Source organism: Agrococcus sp. DT81.2, from assembly GCF_049844935.1.
Lineage (GTDB): Bacteria > Actinomycetota > Actinomycetes > Actinomycetales > Microbacteriaceae > Agrococcus.
The window spans coordinates 460214-478721 of the sequence record NZ_JBNCLZ010000003.1 but is presented as its reverse complement, the minus strand read 5'-3'; the positions used below and the strand labels follow the sequence as shown (position 1 = coordinate 478721).

At 72.0% G+C, this 18508-nt stretch carries 15 protein-coding genes; 8 read left to right on the top strand and 7 right to left on the bottom strand.

Features of this window, described 5'->3' with window-relative positions; translation table 11 throughout:
* Window positions 1-173: 173 nt before the first annotated feature.
* The 5 genes from ACLQ21_RS08635 to ACLQ21_RS08615 all read right to left on the bottom strand — a co-directional run bounded on the left by ACLQ21_RS08635 (window position 174) and on the right by ACLQ21_RS08615 (window position 7847).
* Window positions 174-1688, bottom strand: a complete 1515-nt coding sequence (locus tag ACLQ21_RS08635) for a multicopper oxidase family protein (protein ID WP_425662893.1) — start codon at window positions 1686-1688, stop codon at window positions 174-176.
* Entirely contained in the window at window positions 1678-2136 is a 459-nt protein-coding gene (locus ACLQ21_RS08630; protein ID WP_425662892.1) for a hypothetical protein, read from the bottom strand. The genes ACLQ21_RS08635 and ACLQ21_RS08630 overlap by 11 nt, the downstream gene beginning before the upstream one ends.
* A 178-nt stretch (window positions 2137-2314) precedes the next feature.
* Window positions 2315-4378 (bottom strand): hypothetical protein, encoded by a 2064-nt coding sequence (locus ACLQ21_RS08625; protein WP_425662891.1) that lies wholly within the window; start codon window positions 4376-4378, stop codon window positions 2315-2317.
* Window positions 4375-7272: an MMPL family transporter gene (locus tag ACLQ21_RS08620; RefSeq protein WP_425662890.1), complete on the bottom strand. Its 2898-nt coding sequence runs from the start codon at window positions 7270-7272 to the stop codon at window positions 4375-4377. Before ACLQ21_RS08620 ends, ACLQ21_RS08625 begins: the two co-directional genes overlap by 4 nt.
* Window positions 7272-7847, bottom strand: coding sequence for a TetR/AcrR family transcriptional regulator (locus ACLQ21_RS08615; protein WP_425662889.1), 576 nt, complete (start codon window positions 7845-7847; stop codon window positions 7272-7274). The genes ACLQ21_RS08620 and ACLQ21_RS08615 overlap by 1 nt, the downstream gene beginning before the upstream one ends.
* 87 nt (window positions 7848-7934) lie before the next feature.
* On the opposite strand from ACLQ21_RS08615, the gene ACLQ21_RS08610 reads away from it, so the two are divergent.
* From ACLQ21_RS08610 to ACLQ21_RS08585, 6 genes are all read left to right on the top strand, one after another.
* Window positions 7935-8162 (top strand): hypothetical protein, encoded by a 228-nt coding sequence (locus ACLQ21_RS08610; protein WP_425662888.1) that lies wholly within the window; start codon window positions 7935-7937, stop codon window positions 8160-8162.
* A gap of 7 nt (window positions 8163-8169) precedes the next feature.
* Complete coding sequence (locus ACLQ21_RS08605; protein ID WP_425662887.1) at window positions 8170-9033, top strand: PfkB family carbohydrate kinase; 864 nt, start codon at window positions 8170-8172, stop codon at window positions 9031-9033.
* Window positions 9034-9099: 66 nt separating this feature from the next.
* Window positions 9100-10323: a pyridoxal phosphate-dependent aminotransferase gene (locus tag ACLQ21_RS08600; protein WP_425662886.1), complete on the top strand. Its 1224-nt coding sequence runs from the start codon at window positions 9100-9102 to the stop codon at window positions 10321-10323.
* Between the two features lie 52 nt (window positions 10324-10375).
* Window positions 10376-10621 carry a hypothetical protein gene (locus ACLQ21_RS08595; RefSeq protein ID WP_425662885.1) on the top strand — a complete coding sequence of 82 codons (246 nt, stop codon included), beginning with the start codon at window positions 10376-10378 and terminating at the stop codon, window positions 10619-10621.
* A gap of 394 nt (window positions 10622-11015) precedes the next feature.
* Entirely contained in the window at window positions 11016-12137 is a 1122-nt protein-coding gene (locus tag ACLQ21_RS08590) for an L-dopachrome tautomerase-related protein (RefSeq protein ID WP_425662884.1), read from the top strand.
* A 280-nt stretch (window positions 12138-12417) separates the two neighbouring features.
* The gene (locus ACLQ21_RS08585) at window positions 12418-12852 is read left to right on the top strand and encodes a hypothetical protein (RefSeq protein WP_425662883.1); all 435 of its coding nucleotides are present in this window, start codon (window positions 12418-12420) and stop codon (window positions 12850-12852) included.
* 374 nt (window positions 12853-13226) lie between these two features.
* On the opposite strand, the gene ACLQ21_RS08580 is transcribed toward ACLQ21_RS08585, so the two are convergent.
* On the bottom strand, window positions 13227-14393 hold the full coding sequence (locus tag ACLQ21_RS08580; protein ID WP_425662882.1) for a 4-hydroxybenzoate 3-monooxygenase: 1167 nt from the start codon (window positions 14391-14393) through the stop codon (window positions 13227-13229).
* A 205-nt stretch (window positions 14394-14598) separates the two neighbouring features.
* Between ACLQ21_RS08580 and ACLQ21_RS08575 the strand changes: the two genes are divergently transcribed.
* Both ACLQ21_RS08575 and ACLQ21_RS08570 read left to right on the top strand, forming a co-directional pair.
* Window positions 14599-15897, top strand: coding sequence for a C-glycoside deglycosidase beta subunit domain-containing protein (locus ACLQ21_RS08575; protein WP_425662881.1), 1299 nt, complete (start codon window positions 14599-14601; stop codon window positions 15895-15897).
* Window positions 15898-15909: 12 nt separating this feature from the next.
* A complete protein-coding gene (locus tag ACLQ21_RS08570) occupies window positions 15910-17385 on the top strand; it encodes a C-glycoside deglycosidase beta subunit domain-containing protein (RefSeq protein WP_425662880.1) in 1476 nt (491 codons plus the stop codon).
* Here the strand turns inward: ACLQ21_RS08570 and ACLQ21_RS08565 are convergent.
* Window positions 17372-18322 (bottom strand): LysR family transcriptional regulator, encoded by a 951-nt coding sequence (locus ACLQ21_RS08565; protein ID WP_425662912.1) that lies wholly within the window; start codon window positions 18320-18322, stop codon window positions 17372-17374. The genes ACLQ21_RS08570 and ACLQ21_RS08565 overlap by 14 nt on opposite strands.
* Window positions 18323-18508: the final 186 nt, after the last annotated feature.

Genomic DNA, 18508 nt, shown 5'->3' with positions numbered 1-18508 from the left:
CTGCCCCGAGAACCCCGGACGAGCCAACGCAACCACCACCCCTCAACCAGGCGTTGCACTAACCCCCTGAAGCCAAGCGCGCTGAGCGTGTCGAAACCGAGCACGTCAGCGGACCGGTTTCGACACGCGCAGCCGCCTTCGGCGACGGCGGGGCTCAACCAGCGGATGGCGGGCTACTCCGGCTCGTTGCCGGAGCCGCTGCCGAGCATGAAGGGGGTCGTCACCCCCTCGTACATCACGTGCGTCATGAGGCCCTCGACGGCGTGCGGCAGCGTGTGGCAGTGGTCCATCCAGATGCCGGGGTTGTCGGCGACGAAGGCGACCTCGAACGTCTCGCCGTGACCGACGTCGAGCGAGTCGACCCACCACGGGCTGCCGGTCGCCGGCGCGCCGTCGCGCGACAGCACGACGACGTGGTGGCCGTGCAGGTGCATCGGGTGCACCTCGCCGCTGCCATTGGTGATGCGCATCGTCACGACGTCGCCCTCGGCGACGTGGTACGCCGGCACGTCGCCACCCATCCGCCCGTTGATGGTCCACCAGACGCCGGGCCGGCCGTTCAGGAAACCGGGCAGCCGGCCGATGTCGTACGCGAACGCGCGGTCAGGCTGCGCCGGGTCGAAGCCGAGCGGCGCGGCCGAGCCGTAGCCCAGCGGGTCGAGCACCTCCGCGGGGGCTGTGCCGACGGGTGCGTCTGCGGCAGAACGTCCCGGGCCGAGCGCGAGCGAGACGCCGGGCGCCTGCACGCGCGCGCCCTCCGCGGGCACCCGCACCTCGAGGTCCACGCGCCCACCCGCCGTGACCGCCACCTTCCGGTCGGTGACCTCGGTCGGCCCGTGCACGTCGGTGCCGTCGATCGAGAGCAGCCGGAAGGCGGCGCCGGTGACCCAGACGACCGTCGGCGCGCTGTCGGTGTTCACGACCCGCACCCGCGCGAGCGTGCCGGCGGGCGCGTCGACCGCGATGTCGCCGGAGGTGCCGTCGATCGTCCGTGATGTGCCGGGATAGGTGTGGAAGAGCGCGACGGCGTCGATGTCGTGCTCGACGGGCTCCCCCGGCTCGATCACGAGCGCCCCGAAGAGGCCGCCGAGCACCTGCGCGTGCGAGACCTGGTGCGCGTGGTACCAGTAGCTGCCCGCGTCCTCGGCGACGAAGCGGTAGGTGAAGGCGCCGCCGGGCGGCACGGCGTCCTGGGTCACGCCCGCGACGCCATCCATCGCGGCCGGCACGTCGACGCCGTGCCAGTGCAGCGTCGTGCCGTCGGGCACCGACTCGTTGCGCAGCACGACCTCGACGAGCTCGCCCTGGCGCGCGCGGATCGCAGGTCCCGGCGTCGTCCCGTTGAGCGTGAACGCGTCGACCTGCTCGCCGTCGGGCAGCGTCACCCGCTCGGCGCGGGCGACGAGCTCGACGCGCACATCCGCTGCGCGCCCGGGGTCGGCGATGAGCGTCGTCACGTCGACGGCGGATGCGGCGTCGGGCCCGTGGCCGTGCCCGCCCGTCGGGCCGACGACCACGGGTCCGCCGCCCGGGTCGGCGACGCCCATCGCCATCGCCGAGTAGACGTCGGGGCGCAGGCTCGACCACCAGGCGGCTCCGACCGCGACGACGAGCGTCGCGGCGACGAGCAGCCCGATCAGTCGCGCGAGGCGCCGGAGGCGCTTCGGAGGTGGGCTGTCAGGCGACACCGACGGAGGACCGGGACGCCGGGACCTGCCGGTCCGTGCGGCCCGCCCGCATCCCCGCCCAGAGCGCCGTCCCGAACAGGGCGAGCGCGTTCACGCCGTGCAGGAACGCGAGCGCGGTCAGCTCGTGGCCGAGGATGCCGAGCGTGACCTGGAGCGCGACGAGCACGAGCACGATCACGGCGCGCATGACGCCGCCCGGGATCTTCGCGAGGAACGCGACGACGAGCAGCAGGAGCGCGACCACGGGGATCGCGTACATGCCGTTCATGGCGTGGATCATGAGGCCGAGCGCCTCCGGGAACGGCGGCGGGCCCTCGGACGCGAAGTCGATGGTGCCGCCCTGGGCGAGGTACTGGGCGATGCCGGCGGACGCCCACGCGTGGGAGGCCGCCTGCAGCATGACGAGGCCGCAGATGATGAAGGCGAGAATTCGGTAGGTGGTGCGCACTGGGACTCCTCCACTGGAATCGAGGCATGCGATCCCGAACCCGGGCGCGGCAGGTCGTGCCTCGCCGTTCGGGCGGGCTGGCACAGGCTGCCAGCGGGCGCGCGCGAATTCGCGGACATCGTTATTGAACGATCCGCCGGTCTTGCTGTCAAGTCCCTATGGACGACCTTGAGGCTGTCTAGAGCGCGGGCTGCGCAGCGAGGGTCTCGAGCGCGCGGACGCGCCGCTGGGTGGCCTGTCGACGGGCGGACCGCACCGCGAGATGTGCGGCGAGCAGCGCACCGGCGAGCCAGAGCACGAGCATCGCCACCGCACCGCCCGCGCCGCCGCTACCGGCCGCGACCAGGTGCAGCGCATCCACCGCGGGGGTCATGGGCAAGGCCTGCGCGACCACCTCGAAGCCCGGGCCGAGCACGTCGCGCGGCACGATGCCGCCCGCCGCGACCGCCTGCAGGCCGAGCAGCACGACCGACGCGATCCCGCCCGCCGCGCCCCACCAGGCGACGAAGGCGACGTGCAGCAGCGTCGCGACGCCGGCGAAGAGGAGCGCCACCGCGAGCGTCACGGGCAGCGAGGCCCAGGCGACGCCGCCGATGGCGTGCACGACGACCGTCGCGAGCAGCGCCTGCGCGATGACGACCCAGGACGAGCGGATGAGCATCGTCATGAGCACGCGGCCGTCCGACTCCGCCGAGGCCGCGATGCGGCGCGCCGTCCGAGCGAGCACGAGCACGAGCGCGAGGGCCCCGAGCCACAGGCCGATCGGCACCGCGAGCGCCGCGACGCGAGCCTCGCCGCTCGGCAGCGCGTTGCGCTCCTCGAGGTCGAAGCCGACCGGGTTGGTCGCGACGTCGGAGAGGTTCTCGAGCTCGTCGTCGGAGAGCTGCGGCATCGCCGCGATGCCCTGCCGGAGCCCATCGCCCAGCTCGGCGGCGCCGTCGCCCAGCTGCGTCGCGCCGGACTGCGCAGAGCGCGCCCCGGCGGCGAGCTGCACCGCGCCGGACTCGAGCTCGCCGAGGCCGTCGGCGAGCTCTCTCGTGCCGTCCGCCAGCTGTCGCGCACCGGTGACGGACGCGCCGAAGCCCGCGTCGAGCTGCGCTGCACCGTCGGCGAGCTGGGAGGCGCCGTCGCGGACCGCCGGTCCTGCCGCGATGAGCGCCGACGCGCCCGAGGAGAGCTGCGACAGCGGCGCGGTGGCCTCGCCGAGCCCGGCGGTGAGCTGGCCGCCGATGTCCTGCTGGCTGAGCTGCCCGAGCCCGCCGGCCAGCTGCCGAGCCGTCTCGAGCGCCGCCGGGTCGGTCGGGTCGGCCTCGAGCAGCTGCACGAGCTGCGCGGCGGCGCCCGCCGAGGCGTCGAGCGACGACTCGAGCTCGCCGATCCCTCCCGCATCCGCTGCGCCCGCGAGCCCGGTCCCGAGCTGCGCGACCGCTTGCTGGACGCCGCCCGCGAAGCGGTCGACGCCCGCGGTGTACCCATCGATGCCGGCGCTGAGGTCCCGGCTGCCGTCGGCGAGCTGCGCGATGCCGCCTGCCGCGGTGCCGAGCCCGTCGGCGAGCTGGTCGCCCCCGCTCGCGAGCTGCGCGGCCCCGTCCTCCGCGGTGCCGGCGCCGTCGGCGAGCTGGTCGATGCCGCCGCCGAGCTCGCCGAGGCCGGTCGCGAGCTCGGTGCCGCCCGAGCCGAGCGCAGTCGCTCCGTCGGCGGCGGTGCCCAGCTGCTCCGCGAGCGTGCCGAAGCCGCCGTAGAGGCCGGAGATGAAACCGGTGGTGACGAGGTCGCCGAAGGAGGCGACGATCGACTCGCCCGTCTCGGTCGCGAGGCTCGTCGCGAGCCCGTTGCGTGCCGCGTCGGTGACGATCTCGATGCCCGCCTGCTGCGGGTCGTCGCCCTGCAGGCTCGTCACGCGCGCCGAGAAGTCCTCGGGGATCGTCACGACCGCGTGCACCGTGCCGTCGGCCAGGGCCGCCGCCGCGTCCTCCTCGTTCAGGATGCGGAAGTCGAAGCCGTCGGCGTCGTCGGCCACCAGGTCGGTCACCACCTGGCGACCGGCGAACATCGTCGACTCCGTGCCATCGTCCGCGGTGGTCGTGAGGACACGGTCGAGGTTCACGACCGCGGCGGGCACGTCGCGCTCGCCGTCGGCCGCGGGCCCCATCGACCAGGCGGCGAAGGCCGCGATCGCGAAGGGGGTTGCTGCGGCCGCCGTCAGCGCGACGGCCTTCCTGAAGCCGGTTGCGGCGCTCATCGGTCTGCTCCGGAGGTCGTGAGCGCCTCGGTGGGCGCGTCGTCGGTGGGCGTCTGGTGCACCGCGTCGGTGGGCGCGAGCTCGATGGCCGCGCGGCCGTGCGCCTCGGGCGACGGCTCGCTCGTGACGATGGTCACGTCCCGGCCCGCCAGCCGGGCGGCGACCCGCGCGGATCCCGCAGGCGCTCCGGCGGCGGCATCGATCCAGAGCACACTCGGGCCGCGCTCCGTGGCGATCGCGAGCAGCAGGGCCGCCCGCTCGAGCGGAGCGAGCCGCGCGAGCGGGGCATCGGGGTCGATCGCGGCGCCGAGGCCCTCTCCCGCGCGGTCGACGAGCGCACGCGCGCGCCGGTCGAGCGCCGGGCCGAGAGCGAACGGCGAGCGCAGCGCGAGCGCCGCGCGAGCAGCGTCGCGCGCCGACCCGCGGCCGTCGTCGCCGATGAGGTCGAGGTCGACGAGGCCGATCCGCGAGCGCAGCGTGCCGACGTCGCCGGGCAGCGCCGCGCCGCCCACGTGCGCGCCGCCGCGCGCCGGCACGTCGCCGAGCAGCGCGTGCACGAGCCGCTGTCGGTCGCCGAAGGGCGCGTCGAGCCGCACGACCGCGCCCCGCGGCGCGGTGACGGTCCAGGTCGCGCGGCCGGGCTCGCCGTGGTCGATCTCGGGGCGCAGCGCGTCGAGCGCGAGGTGCCCGCCCGCATCCGCGGCCCAGGCGAGCGCGGCGCGGTGGCGCCCCAGGCTCTCGCCCTCGACGTCCATGTCGGGCATCGCGCGGTCGAGCCAGCGGGGCAGCCACCACGCGCGCTCCCCCAGCAGCGTCATGACGGCGGGGATGAGCGTCATGCGCACGAGGAACGCGTCGACGGCGACGCCGACGGCGAGGCCGAGCGCGATCGCCTTGATCATCGCCATGCCCTCGGGCACGAACGCGAAGAAGACGAAGAACATGATGAGGGCCGCGGCCGTGACGACGCGGGCGTTGGCCGCGAAGCCGTGCCGGACCGCGCTCACGGCGCTGTCCCTGCTCGCATCGGGGCCGTGCGCGTACGCCTCGCGCATCCCCGAGACGAGGAACACCTGGTAGTCCATCGCGAGGCCGAACAGCACCGCCATCAGGAGCACCGGCATGAACGAGAGGATCGGGCCGGGCTCGGCGTGCAGCAGCTCGGCGCCCCAGCCCCACTGCATCACCGCGACCACCGTGCCGAACGCGGCGAGCACCGACAGCACGAAGCCGATCGCGGCGGTGACGGGCACGAGGATCGAGCGGAACACGAGCAGCAGCAGCACGACCGCGAGCGTCACGACGACGATGCCGAACGGCAGCAGCGCATCCTGCAGCCGCTGCGACACGTCGATCTGCACCGCCGTCGCACCGGTGACGAAGATCGGGGTGCGGTGCGCCGCCTCGATCTCGGGGGCCGCCGCTCGGATGGCCCGCACGAGCTCGGCGGTCGCGTGGTCGGTCGGGCCGGTCTCGGCGATCACCTGGATGATCGCCGTGTCGGCCGTCTCATCCGGGAAGGCGCTGCCGATGCGGTCGACGCCCGGGATCTGCTCGAGGTCGGCCGAGATGTCGTCCAGGACACCGAGGATGTCGGTGACCTGCGTGATGTCGGCCATCACGATGAGCGGGCCGGTCGTGCCGTCGCCGAAGCCCTCCTGCAGCAGGTCGTAGGCGATGCGCTGCGTGCTGCCGCGGGCCTCGCGGCCGTTGTCCGGCAGCGCGAGCTCGAGGCTCGCGGCGGGGACGGCGGCGACGCCGACGACGGCGAGCACGCCGACGATGGCGAGCACGGGCCGCTTCGTGATGCCGGTGACCCACCGCATCCCGAGCGTGGGTGCCGTGTCGACGTCGCGCTCCGCGAGCCGGGCGGCGCGGCTGCCGGGCTTCGGGCGCAGCCGCTCGCCGAGCAGCGCCATGATCGCGGGCAGCAGCGTCGCTGCCGCGGCGACCGCGATGGCGACGGACGCGGCCGCGCCGATGCCCATCACCGAGAGGAACGGGATGCCGACGATGAGCAGTCCGACGAGCGCGATGACCACCGTGAGGCCGGCGAAGAGCACGGCCGTGCCCGCCGTGCCGACGGCGAGCGAGCCGGACTCGACGACGCCCATGCCGCGCGCGAGCTGCGTGCGGTGCTTCGAGAGGATGAAGAGCGCGTAGTCGATGCCGACCGCGAGGCCGATCATGAGCGCCATGAGCGGCGCGGAGTTCGACACCGTCACGAGCGCGGACGCGCCGAGCACCCCGCCCATCGTGATGCCGACGCCGACGAGCGCCGTCACGAGGGGCAGGCCGGCGGCGAGGAACGACCAGAAGGTGACGAAGAGCACGACGCCCGCGAAGACGACGCCGAGGCCCTCCACCCAGGACACGGGCACGCTCGTCGCCTGGAACGCCTGGCCGCCGAACTCGACCGCCAGCCCGTCGGCGCGCGCGGCATCCGCGGTCGCCACGAGGTCGTCGAGGCCGGCCGGGGTGACGCCCGAGCCCTGCGGCTCGAACTGGACCTGCGTGTAGGCGAAGCGGCCGTTCTCGGAGATCTGCTGGGAGGCGAACTCGCTCCACGGCTCGAGCACGCTCGCGACGTCGTCGATCGCGTCGATCTCGGTCGCCTGCCGCTCGATGGCCTCGCGGTGCTCCTCGATCGCCTCGCCCTCGGGCGCCTGGTAGACGACCTGCACGCTCGAGCCCGCGACCTGCGGAAAGACGCTGCCGAGGCGGTCAAGGGCCTCCTGCGACTCGGTGCCGGGGATCGCGAACGACTCCTGCATGTCGGGGCCGAGCGCGAGGGCGCCGCCGAGCACGCCGCCGAGGATCGCCGCCCAGGCGACGATGACGAGCCAAGCTCGGCGCATGGAGGCGGCGCCGACGCGGGAGAGCCAGGTGGCCATCAGGCGACCGTCCCGGCAGCGCGCACGTCGGCGGGCATGCACAGCTCGAGGAGGGTGTCGATGAAGATCTCGCGCATCTCGGCCGGGTCGGGGTGCTCGTGCGTCGCGTCGAGCGAGTCGCCGAGGATGAAGGCGACGCCCGCGAGCCCGATCGAGAGCCGCGTCAGCACGCGCGTCGACGGGGCCTCGAGCACGAGGGTGCGGGCGATCGCGTCGACGATGTCGTTGCCGCGCTGGATGACGGGCACCTCCTGCAGCGCGCCGCGCTGGCTGATGAAGATCGAGACGGCGGCGCTGTGCTGCATGAGCGCGTCGACGAAGCCGGTCACGAGCGCCGGCGCGGCGGCGACCTTGTCGTCGCGCAGCTCGGGCAGCGACTCGACGAGCGCCGAGAGGGCGTCGAGCGCCGGTGCCATCGCGGCCTCGAGCAGCGCCTCCTTCGAGTCGAAGTGGTACAGCACCGACGACTTCGAGGTGCCCACGTCGTCGGCGATCTGCTGGATGGAGGAGCCGAGATAGCCGTACCTGGCGAAGCGCTCGAGCGCGGCCTGGACGAGGGTGTCGCGAGTGGTCACGGTCGACGAGCATACTGACCGATCGGTCAGAAGTCGACCGATCGGTCAGGATGCCGGCATGCAGGCGACGGCGCTAGGTTGGGCGCCATGATGCGCAAATACCTGTTCAACGCCGGCGTGCTCGGCTCGCTCGCAGGCGGGCTCGGCGTGCTGAAGGCCACCCGGCAGGGACCGAAGGACTGGCGCCTGGCGCTGCTCTGGGCCAGCTGGGGCATCGGCGTGGCGCTCGCCATCGGCGCGGTCGCCCAGCGCGAGGAGGGCATCCGCCAGGAGGAGCTCGAGCGCGAGCTCAAGAAGGCAGCGAAGGGCCGCTGAGCCCCTCATGAGCGATCGCGTGGTCGTCATCGGCGACGCCCTCGTCGACGAGGTCGACGGTGCGTCGATCGTGGGCGGCGCGGCCCTCAACGTCGCGGTCGGCCTCGCCCGACTCGGCGTGCCCGCGCGGCTGATCGCGATGGTCGGCGATGACGCCGCCGGTGCCGTCGTGCGCGAGCACTGCGCCGCGCACGGCGTCGAGCTCGTCGCCACGCCGGCGCCGCACGGCACCGCCGTCGCGACCGCCGTCCGCCACGGCGGCACCATGCGGTACGAGTTCAACGACGCGGGTCTCCGGCGCTTCGTCGACCTCGACGGGCTCCACGGCGAGCTGGCGGCGGCGCCGCTCGTGGTCGTCTCCTGCCTCGCGCTCGAGCACGAGGCGCAGATCGCGCCGCTCCTCGAGCTGCGGGACGCGCGCGACCGGCTGCTCATCGACCCCAACGCGCGACCGGCGTACCTGCGCGACCCGGGCGCGACCTCGCGCTTCGCCGCGGGGCTCGACGCGCTCGCCGCGCGGGCGCTGCTCGTGAAGCTCAGCGACGAGGACGTCGAGCTCGTCTACGGCACCGACGCCCACGAGGCGGCGGCGCGACTCGTCGCCGCCGGCGCGCGCGCGGTCGCGATCACGCGCGGTGCCGACGGCGCGACGATCCTCAGCGACGACGGCCGGGTCGACGCATCCGTGCCGCACCTCGACGCCGCCGTCGTCGACACCATCGGCGCGGGCGACAGCGTGCTCGCGTCGCTTACGGCGTCGGTGCTCGCGGGTGACCATGCGGGCGGATGGGCGGTCCCCCTCGAGCGGGCGATGGCCGTGGGCGCGGCCACGACGCGCGCCGCGGGCGGGCTGCTGCAGCTGCCGGCCTGACCGGCGCCGCGCGAAAGCGGTCCACCTGGGGCGGAGTGGCCGCGCGGCCGCGCCTAGCATGGTCGAATGGCACTCAAGTCCCTCGACCAGTCCTCGAAGCTCAAGCACGTCCTCTACGAGATCCGCGGCCCGGTGGCCGCCGAGGCAGCGCGGCTCGAGGCCGAGGGGCACCGCATCCTCAAGCTCAACATCGGCAATCCCGCGCCGTTCGGGTTCGAGACGCCCGACACGATCCTGCAGGACATCATCGCCAACCTGCCGCTCGCGGAGGGCTACTCCGACTCGAAGGGCATCCTGTCGGCGCGGCGCGCGGTCGTGACGCGCTACGAGGACGTCGAGGGCTTCCCGCGGCTGACGGTCGACGACGTGTTCCTCGGCAACGGCGTCTCCGAGCTCATCACGATGACGATGCAGGCGCTGCTCGACGCGGGCGACGAGGTGCTGATCCCCGCGCCCGACTACCCCCTGTGGACGGCCATGACGTCGCTCGGCGGAGGCACGCCGATCCACTACCTGTGCGATGAGGACGCCGGCTGGGCTCCCGACCTGGCCGACATCGAGGCGAAGATCACGCCGCGCACGAAGGCCATCGTCGTCATCAACCCGAACAACCCGACGGGCGCGGTCTACTCGCGCGAGGTGCTGCAGGGCATCGCCGAGCTCGCGCGCAAGCACTCGCTGCTGATCCTCGCGGACGAGATCTACGACCGCATCCTCTACGACGACGCCCAGCACGTGCCGATCGCGACGCTCGCGCCGGACCTGCTCGTGCTGACGTACAACGGGCTGTCGAAGACGTACCGCGCGGCCGGCTTCCGCGCCGGCTGGGTCGCGATCACCGGCCCCAAGGAGCACGCGAAGGGCTTCCTCGAAGGGCTCACGCTGCTCGCCTCCACCCGCTTGTGCCCCAACGTGCCCGCGCAGTACGGCATCCAGGTCGCGCTCGGCGGCCACCAGTCGATCGAGGACCTCATCCTGCCCGGCGGCCGACTGCTCGAGCAGCGCGACGCCGCGGTGCAGGGACTGAACCGCATCCCCGGCGTGAGCGTCGTGACGCCGAAGGGGGCGCTCTACGCGTTCCCGCGGCTCGACCCGGAGGTGCACGAGATCCACGACGACGCGCTGTTCGCGCTCGACCTGCTGCGGCAGGAGAAGATCCTCGTCACGCACGGCACGGGCTTCAACTGGCCCACGAACGACCACTTCAGGATCGTCACACTGCCTTGGAAGCGCGACCTCGAGGACGCCGTCGACCGCATCGGAAACTTCCTCAGCGCCTACCGCCAGTAGCGGCACGCGCGTCGATTATGACGCCGCGTTTGTACCCCACTATTGTTCGATCGTGGAATCATCACCGTCGCAGCGCGACGTCTACACGGACGAACAGATCACCCGCATCCTGCTGGAGCTCGCCGCCATGGCGACGGACCACGAGAGCCTGCGCGCGTGGGGCACGACGCCCGGCGTGCAGCTCGAGCGGCTCGTCGCGATCGAGGCGCTCACCTACGTGCGGCTCGCCGGTCGCGACGAGCAGGGCCAGCCGATCGTGCTGATGCTGCTCGACGGCGAGTGGGAGCGGATCTTCTGACCCGCGGCCAGTTGCTCCGCGTCGCGTTGCCATGACGCTGCGATCGCGCCTCGACGGGCTGTCCCGCGAGAGCATCGCGCGCTGCAGGTCCGGCCGGCACTCGGTGTCGCAGCAGCGCTCACCGCCGTGCTGCTCGCGCCGAACCTCTGGCGCGCTCTCACCTCATCCGGTGCAACCGCGGGCGCCATTCGCAGCCACCCTCGCCGCGCGGAGCGAGCACGCCCCCGACCTCGTTAGACCCGGGCTCATGCGCATGCGGGAGCGTGTCCTGGTGCTGACCAGGGGGCATCGGGAAGGTTGGTCGTGCGCCACTCCCGCCACCGGTGGCGAGGGCGAGCGCACCGCGCCACGGGAGCATCTGGGGCGGGCACATGCGAGTGACGGGAGCGAAGTGATGGAGAACCGATCGGAAGACCTGCCGGCGGAGCAGCCGGTGGGCGAGCTCGAGGAGGTGGCCCGCTTCCACGGCGCGATGCCGACCGGCGTCACGGTCTCGCACCTGGGGCGGATCTTCGTCAACTACCCGAAGTGGGGCGATGACGTCGCTTTCACGGTGGCCGAGATTCGCGACGGCGTCGCGGTGGCATATCCGAACGAGGCCACCAATCGCACCGATCCCGACGACCTGGCGAACACCCTGGTCTCGGTGCAGAGCGTGGTGGTGGATCCTGCCGACCGACTGTGGATCCTGGACACCGGAAGCCCACTGTTCAAGCCCACGACCTACGGCGGGCCCAAGCTCGTCTGCGTCGACCTCAACAGCGACACGGTGGTCAGCACGATCCTGTTTCCCCAGGACGTCGCGCTGCCCACCAGCTACCTGAACGACGTGCGCTTCGACCTGCGCCGCGGTGCCGAGGGCGTCGCCTACCTCACGGACTCCTCCGACCAGGGACCCAACGGGCTGGTCGTGGTGGACCTGGCCAGCGGTCAGAGCTGGCGGCGGCTGCACGAGCACCCCTCGACGAAGGCCGAGCGGCTCACGGACTTCGTGCCTGTCGTCGAGGGCCGTCCGGTCGTCGACCGCCAGCAGGACGGAACCGTGGCGCCGGCGATCGCGATGGGCTCGGACGGAATCGCGATCGGCGCCGACGGTAGTCGCCTCTACTACTGCCCGCTGGCGTCCCGCCGGCTCTACAGTGTGGCCACCGACGCGCTGGTGGATCGAGCCCTCGGGGACGAGGCGGTTGCCGCGACCGTGAACGATGAGGGCGACAAGGGCGGGGCCGGCGACGGCCTGGAGTCCGACGCACAGGGCAACCTGTACGCGACGAACTACGAGCGCAACGCGGTGCTGCGCCGCAGAGCCGACACCCCCGGGGCATGGGACACCGTGATCTCAGATCCCCGGCTGCTGTGGCCCGACACACTGTCGGTCGCGGCCGACGGCTACCTCTACATCACCGCGAACCAACTTCACCGCCAGGCCGACTACCGGCAGGGACGGGACGAACGGGTCAAGCCCTACACTCTCTTCCGCACCTACATCGACGCTCAGCCCGTCCTGCTGCGCTGACCATCACGGTTCGCATCGCGACCGTCATTGCTTGGACGCGTTGGTGGACACGCTGCACGACGGAGGCCCGGTCAGGATCGCTCCTGACCGGGCCTTGCTCGTACACCCCCCCCCCCGGGACTCGAACCCGGAACCAATTGATCTCGTCAGAACCCTAGCCGCGAAGTCACCGAGTCGTATCCGAGCCGACGACTGAAGGTCATCGGCTCGCTCTGGCCCGGGACGTCCCCCGGCGCCCCCCGAGTTTTCTGGACTCCCTCGTGGACGCGAACGAGCAGGCATGAGCTCGGCGACGTGCAGATCCACGGCAAGGCCAACGGCACCGGCGAGCCTCGCGAAGGAGCACGCAGGGCTGACCCGGGCGACCACCGCCGAGCGCCTCGAGGACGTCCTCGTCGCCGTGCTCGGTGATGAGGCGCTGCTGCACAACGACCTCCGGCTCTCCAGCTTTCGCCCGAAGCAGAAGATGCGGCGCCGCGCGTACAACGGCAGCATGGTCGAGTTCCTGGCGAAGCTGGACGCCCTGCTGGTGGTGCGCGACCAGCTCGGCAGGTGGCCGTTCCGATCCGACTCCCACCCGGAGCTCAAGAGGCTCGCGCACTTCAAGATGCACCTGCCCCGACACAAGCACCCCGACATCCACGCGGCGATCCAGGAGCGAGACGAGGAGCTCTGGGCGTGGGTCTGTGGGCGTCGCGAGCAGAGAGCCGTCTAGCGTCCGGGGCGGCGCTGCTAGACGGGTCGAGCAGTCGGAACCCGGCGAACGACTGCTCGACTCGAGCGCACCGCCCGCCGCTAACCCGAGTCTCGTGCCACCTTTTCGACGCAACCGGTCACGCACCGCAGCTCGAGCGGCCAACCGAGTCTGCGCAATAGGCGCGACGATTCTGGGCAAGGGCCGAGACCGACAGATCGCACAGCAACCGCCACGGGCACGGAACTGACCCGAGCGAGGGAAGCACGGCGGCGCAGGATCACCCCTCGGTGGCGCTGGGAACATGCGAACGGGGCAGCCTGCCGTGGATCACGTGGCCGCGAACGGCTTCGCGCTCCATGAGCGGGCACGCCACCCGAGACCCGGGCGGGTCGTCACCACCCGGTGTAGCCCTCGGCCAGGAACATGCGCCCAGCCTCCGAGTCGACGAGCGACGACAACTCACCGATCTGCCGCCGACGGTCGAAGGCCGTCGCGTCCGGGGCGACATGGAGCATGCTCGTCATCCACCAGGAGAAGTGCTGCGCCTTCCAGATCCGCTCGGAAGCGACCTGCGGGTACGCGAGCATCGGCCGTTCGTCCCGCTCGAGCAGGAGCGCCCGGAGCGCTCGCTCGAGCACGAGCACGTCGGCGACAGCGAGATTGAGCCCCTTGGCTCCGGTGGGCGGCACGGTGTGTGCGGCATCGCCCACGAGCGCCGCACGGCCCCGGAGCAGCCGGCCCGCGACGAAGCTGCGGAAGCGCAGCACGTCGCGCTGGAAGATGGGCCCCTCGACCAGGTCGGTGCCGGGGACCCGTCGCTGCAGCTCGTCCCAGATCTGCGCCTCCGAGAGGGACCCGGGGTCGACGTCCGGGTCGCACTGGAAGTACATCCGCTGCACGGTGTCGCTGCGGCGGCTCACGAGCGCGAACCCGTCATCGGAGCTCGAGTAGATGAGCTCCTCGGCGCTCGGCGGCGCCTCGCACAGGATCCCGAACCACGCGAACGGGTACTCGCGGAAGTACCCCTCTCGGGACGATCCCGCGACCGTCGCCCTCGTGATCCCGCGCGAGCCGTCGGCACCGACGACGAACTCCGCAGCCACCTCGAATCGCTGCCCCTCGGCATCCGTCGCCACGATCCGGGGCTCGTCCGATTCGACGCCGTCGATGCGCTCGACCGTCGCGCCGAAGCGGAGATCCTGCCCCGCCGCGAGCCGCGCGCCGACCAGGTCGCGCAGCACCTCGTGCTGCGGGTAGAGCCACACGCTGCGGCCGGTGAGGCCCCGCAGATCGATCCTGTGCCCGACGCCCTCGAAGCGGAGCTCGACGCCGTCGTGGCGCTGCCCCACGCTCTCGACCCGCGACCCGCCGATCTCGCGGAGGATGTCGACGGTGCCGTGCTCGAGGATGCCCGCCCGGATGGTCTGCTCGATCTCGTCGCGGGATCGCCGGTCGAGCACGATCGATGCGATGCCCGCTTCCGCGAGGCGATGGGACAGCAGGAGGCCTGCCGGACCCGCTCCGATGATCGCGACTCGTGTCCGGTGCTCTTGGCTCATCTCGTCCTCCTCGACGACGGCCGGGCAGGGGCCCGCTCGGGCCGTTCGCCATCGCGCCCTCCTTCCGCCACGCTACCCATGCGCCAAGAGCGGGAGACCTCACCGATGTGGATGTCCGCATCAGACATGCTTATGCCGATCTTCTACAGAAGTCCCTAGGCTGATCGGACCACCCTTCTGCCACGACGACGGAGAGCGAGCGACGATGCTTCTCGAACGGGACCTGATCCAGTCCACCGGCTTCCGCAACGTGCGGGAGGGCGGTCGCATCATCGGCTTCCAGCTCCGCGTGCGGATGCCCTCCTACCGGGGCATGGCCGCGTCGCTCATCGACGGGATCGGCGTGACCGTCGACGGCCGCAGCTTCGCGCCCGACGAGCCCCGCTGGACCTTCGCCGGCCGCAGCTTCCGGCTCGAGGAGCTGTGGCAGAGCGACGACGTGCGCTGGCCGCTCGAGGAGGCCGCGACGGTGACGGTGCCGCTCGAGGGCGGGCTCACGGAGGGCGTCCACGACGTGGCGATCGAGCTGCGCCTGCGGATGTCGTACATCCCCATCGAGCACCAGCCGACCGTCGTGCGTGCCGCGCGGCACGTCACCCTCAGCTCGGACCTCGACGGCGGGCCCTTCCGCTACGGCGTCTCGCTCTACAGCTACATGGGCGACTACGGCACCGTCCTCGACCTCGAGACTGCGCTCGCGGCGGTCGCCGACGTCGGCGCGACCGGCGTCGAGATCCTCGGGGAGGCCCACATCCCCGGCTACCCATCGCCGAGCACCGAGTGGATCGACGGCTGGTGCGCGCGGCTCGACCGGTACTCGCTCGAGCCGACCAACTACGGCTCGTGGATCGACACGCGCCTCCACTCGAGCGGCTCGGCGGCCCGCGACATGACGCCGCAAGAGGGAGCAGCCGCGCTGCAGCGCGACCTCCGGCTCGCGAAGCAGCTCGGCTTCCGCTTCGTGCGGCCGAAGATCGGCGTCGTCTCGAGCGACCTCGTGCCCCACCCCATCTGGACCGAGGCAGTCGAGCGCAGCCTCGAGCTCGCGGCCGAGCTCGACGTCGTGATCTGCCCGGAGATCCACTCCCCCACGCCGATCCGCCATCCCGTCGTCGAGGACTACGTCGCCCTCATCGAGCGGACCGGCACGAAGCACTTCGGGCTGCTGCTCGACACGGGCATCTTCCAGGACCGACCGATCCCGCTGCGGGAGGGCGAGTCGCGCGAGCACCGCCCCGCCTTCCTCGACGGCATCGGCGTCGACCCCGCGGACATCGCGTCGATCGCGGAGCACGTCGTGTTCATCCAGGCGAAGTTCCACGACATCGACGACTCGCTCGAGGACCAGCAGATCCCGTGGGAGCCGGTGCTGACGGCGCTCAAGGATGCCGGCTACCGCGGCTACCTATCGAGCGAGTACGAGGGCGAGCGCACGCCGTGGCGCTCGCTCGAGCAGGTCCGCCGGCAGCACGCGCTCCTGCGCCGCATCGCATCACGACTCTGAAGGAGAGCCATCATGCCCAACGGACTCATCCAGCAGGACAGCCTCCGGGAGCATCCCGACGGCCTCGCCCTGTCGCTGCAGCTGCCCTGGTACCGCAGCCTCTGGCTGTCGTCGGTCTCCAGCATCGCGCTGACGATCGACGGCGAGCCGGTGGATCCGGCCGACCTCGAGCTCGAGCACGACGGCGCGCGCTTCGCGCTCGACGAGCTGCCGCAGCAGAGCGAGCGGCTGTGGCAGCTGCAGCAGCATCCGCTGCTGATCGCCCGATGCGCTCGGCCCGTCAGGCTCGGGGAGCGCCACGCCGTGACGATCCACGGTGAGCTGCGTCTGCCGTACATGCAGATCGCACCCGGAGAAGGCGGCGGTCCCGGCATCTACGTGCCGAACGTCGTCCACCAGGAGCTCGACCTCGTCGTCACCGACCGCGACGCCCCGGCTCCTGTGCTCGTGAACGAGGAGGCACCACCGCCCGCCGCCGTCGACGAGGACCCCTTCCGGCTCGGCCTCACGCTGTACTCCGCGAGCGCCGAGTTCCGCGCGGGCTGGTACTCGCTCGACGGCCTGCTCGACCGAGTCGCGGAGCTGGGGATCGGACCCGGCATCGAGATCGTCGCGTCGCAGATGCTGCCGGCATACCCGCTCGTCACCGAGGACTTCGAGCGCACCTGGCGAGCCGCGTTCGACCGCCACGGGTTCGATGCCAGCTCCTTCGGCGCGAACCTCGACATGGGCCGACGCCGAGACCGCGACATGACGCCCGACGAGGAGCTCGAGTTCAGCGAGACGCTGCTGCGCGGGGCGCACCGCCTGGGATTCCCGCTGGTGCGCATCCAGAGCGCCAAGCCGCAGCTGCTCCGCCGACTGCTGCCGCTCGCCGAGGAGCTCGAGCTGCGGCTCGCCTACGAGATCCACGCACCCATGGGCCCGAATGCACCGCAGATCATGCAGGTGCGGGACACCTACGCGGAGCTCGACTCGCCGCTGCTGGGCTTCGTCGCCGACTTCTCCTCCACGATGCGCGCGATGTCGCCGACGCTCCTGCGCGCGGTCGCGCGAGCGGGCCTCGACTCGGAGGCGCTCGAGCGGCTGCAGTCGGTCTGGGCGACAGACGCGACGATGCGCGAGCGGCAGGACGAGTTCATCGGCTACCTCCGCGCCCGAGACTTCGATCCGGGCAGGCTCGGCTCGTTCGCACACCTCGCGTTCAACATGCACGGGCACGTCGACCCGCGCGAATGGGCGGACATCATGCCGCAGATCCAGCACGTCCACGCGAAGTTCTACGACATCGACGACGACGGTCAGGAGCCCGCGATCGACTACCCGGAGCTGGTGCGAGTCTTCGTCGAGGGCGGGTACCGCGGCTACTGGTCGAGCGAGTGGGAGGGGCACGCCTTCGCGGAGCTCGGCGAGGTCGACCCGCTCCTGCTGGTCCGCCGCCAGCACGACCTGATCCGGGCGAGCATGCGGGCGGTCACGGCGCGCTGATCGAGAGCGGATCGACCGCCGCGCCGACCATGCGGCCGGCCTCGGCCAGCAGCGCGCGCATCCAGGCGTGCTCCGGGTCGGCCTCGTGCACGGGGTGCCACCACAGCGCGTTGACGAGCGGTGTGGCGTCGAACGGCAGCGGCACGGTCCGGACGCCGCCGAGCGCCAGGGCGACGGGCGCGAGCGCTGCCTGGATCATGCCGATCCGTCGTGACCCGGCGATGAAGTGCGGCATGGCGAGGAAGCTCTCGACGATGACGTCGACCTTCGGCTCGACGCCGAGCTGCTGCAGCTGCCTCGCTGCCGACGTGAAGGCCGACCGGGACTGGTACGTCATCACCCATGGCTCCTGCCCGAGCTCCTCGAGCGTCGGGTTCGCGCCGATCGGGTGATCCTCGGCGACGATCGCGAGCCAGCTGTCACGCCAGAGGTCGACGTACGGGAGGTCCGACAGGTGGCCGTGCGGGATGATCATGGCGTCCACCGAGCGCAACCGGTTCGACGCATCCTCCACGATCGTCGGGTTGTGGAGGACGAAGCGGAAGCGCACGTTCGGCGCCCGCTCGGCCGCGAGCCGGGCCGCCGTCGCCCCGATGGTGACGAATCCGTAGTCGGAGCCGTAGATCGAGAACTCGCGCGTCGATTCGCTCGGCTCCCAGGTCGCCTGGCTCTCGAAGACGCGCCGAGCGGCCTCGAGCGCTGTGGAGGTGTGCTCCGACAACCGGGTCGCGAAGGGCGTCAGCTCGTAGGTGTTGCCGCGGCGGGCGAGGATCTGATCGCCGAAGTGCGTCCGGAGGCGCCCGAGCGAGGCGCTCAGGGCCGGCTGGCTCAAGTGGAGCCGCTCTGCCGCCCGCGTCACGCTCCGTTCGGTGAGCAGCGCGTCGAGCGAGACGAGCAGGTTCAGATCGAGCCGCGACAGCAGCAGGTGGTCGGTCACCACGTCGTGCACCTCCGGAGGGGATGGGCCGGCCCGCTCCGGCACGGCCATGGTATCTCCCGGACGGATGCGCGGGGCGCAACGATCCGCGCCATCGATGCGCGAACGCCGCGGGCTTATGCGATGCATCCATACAGCCAATGTGTCTTTCCGACAAAAGCGATCGATACTGGAGGCACAGCGATG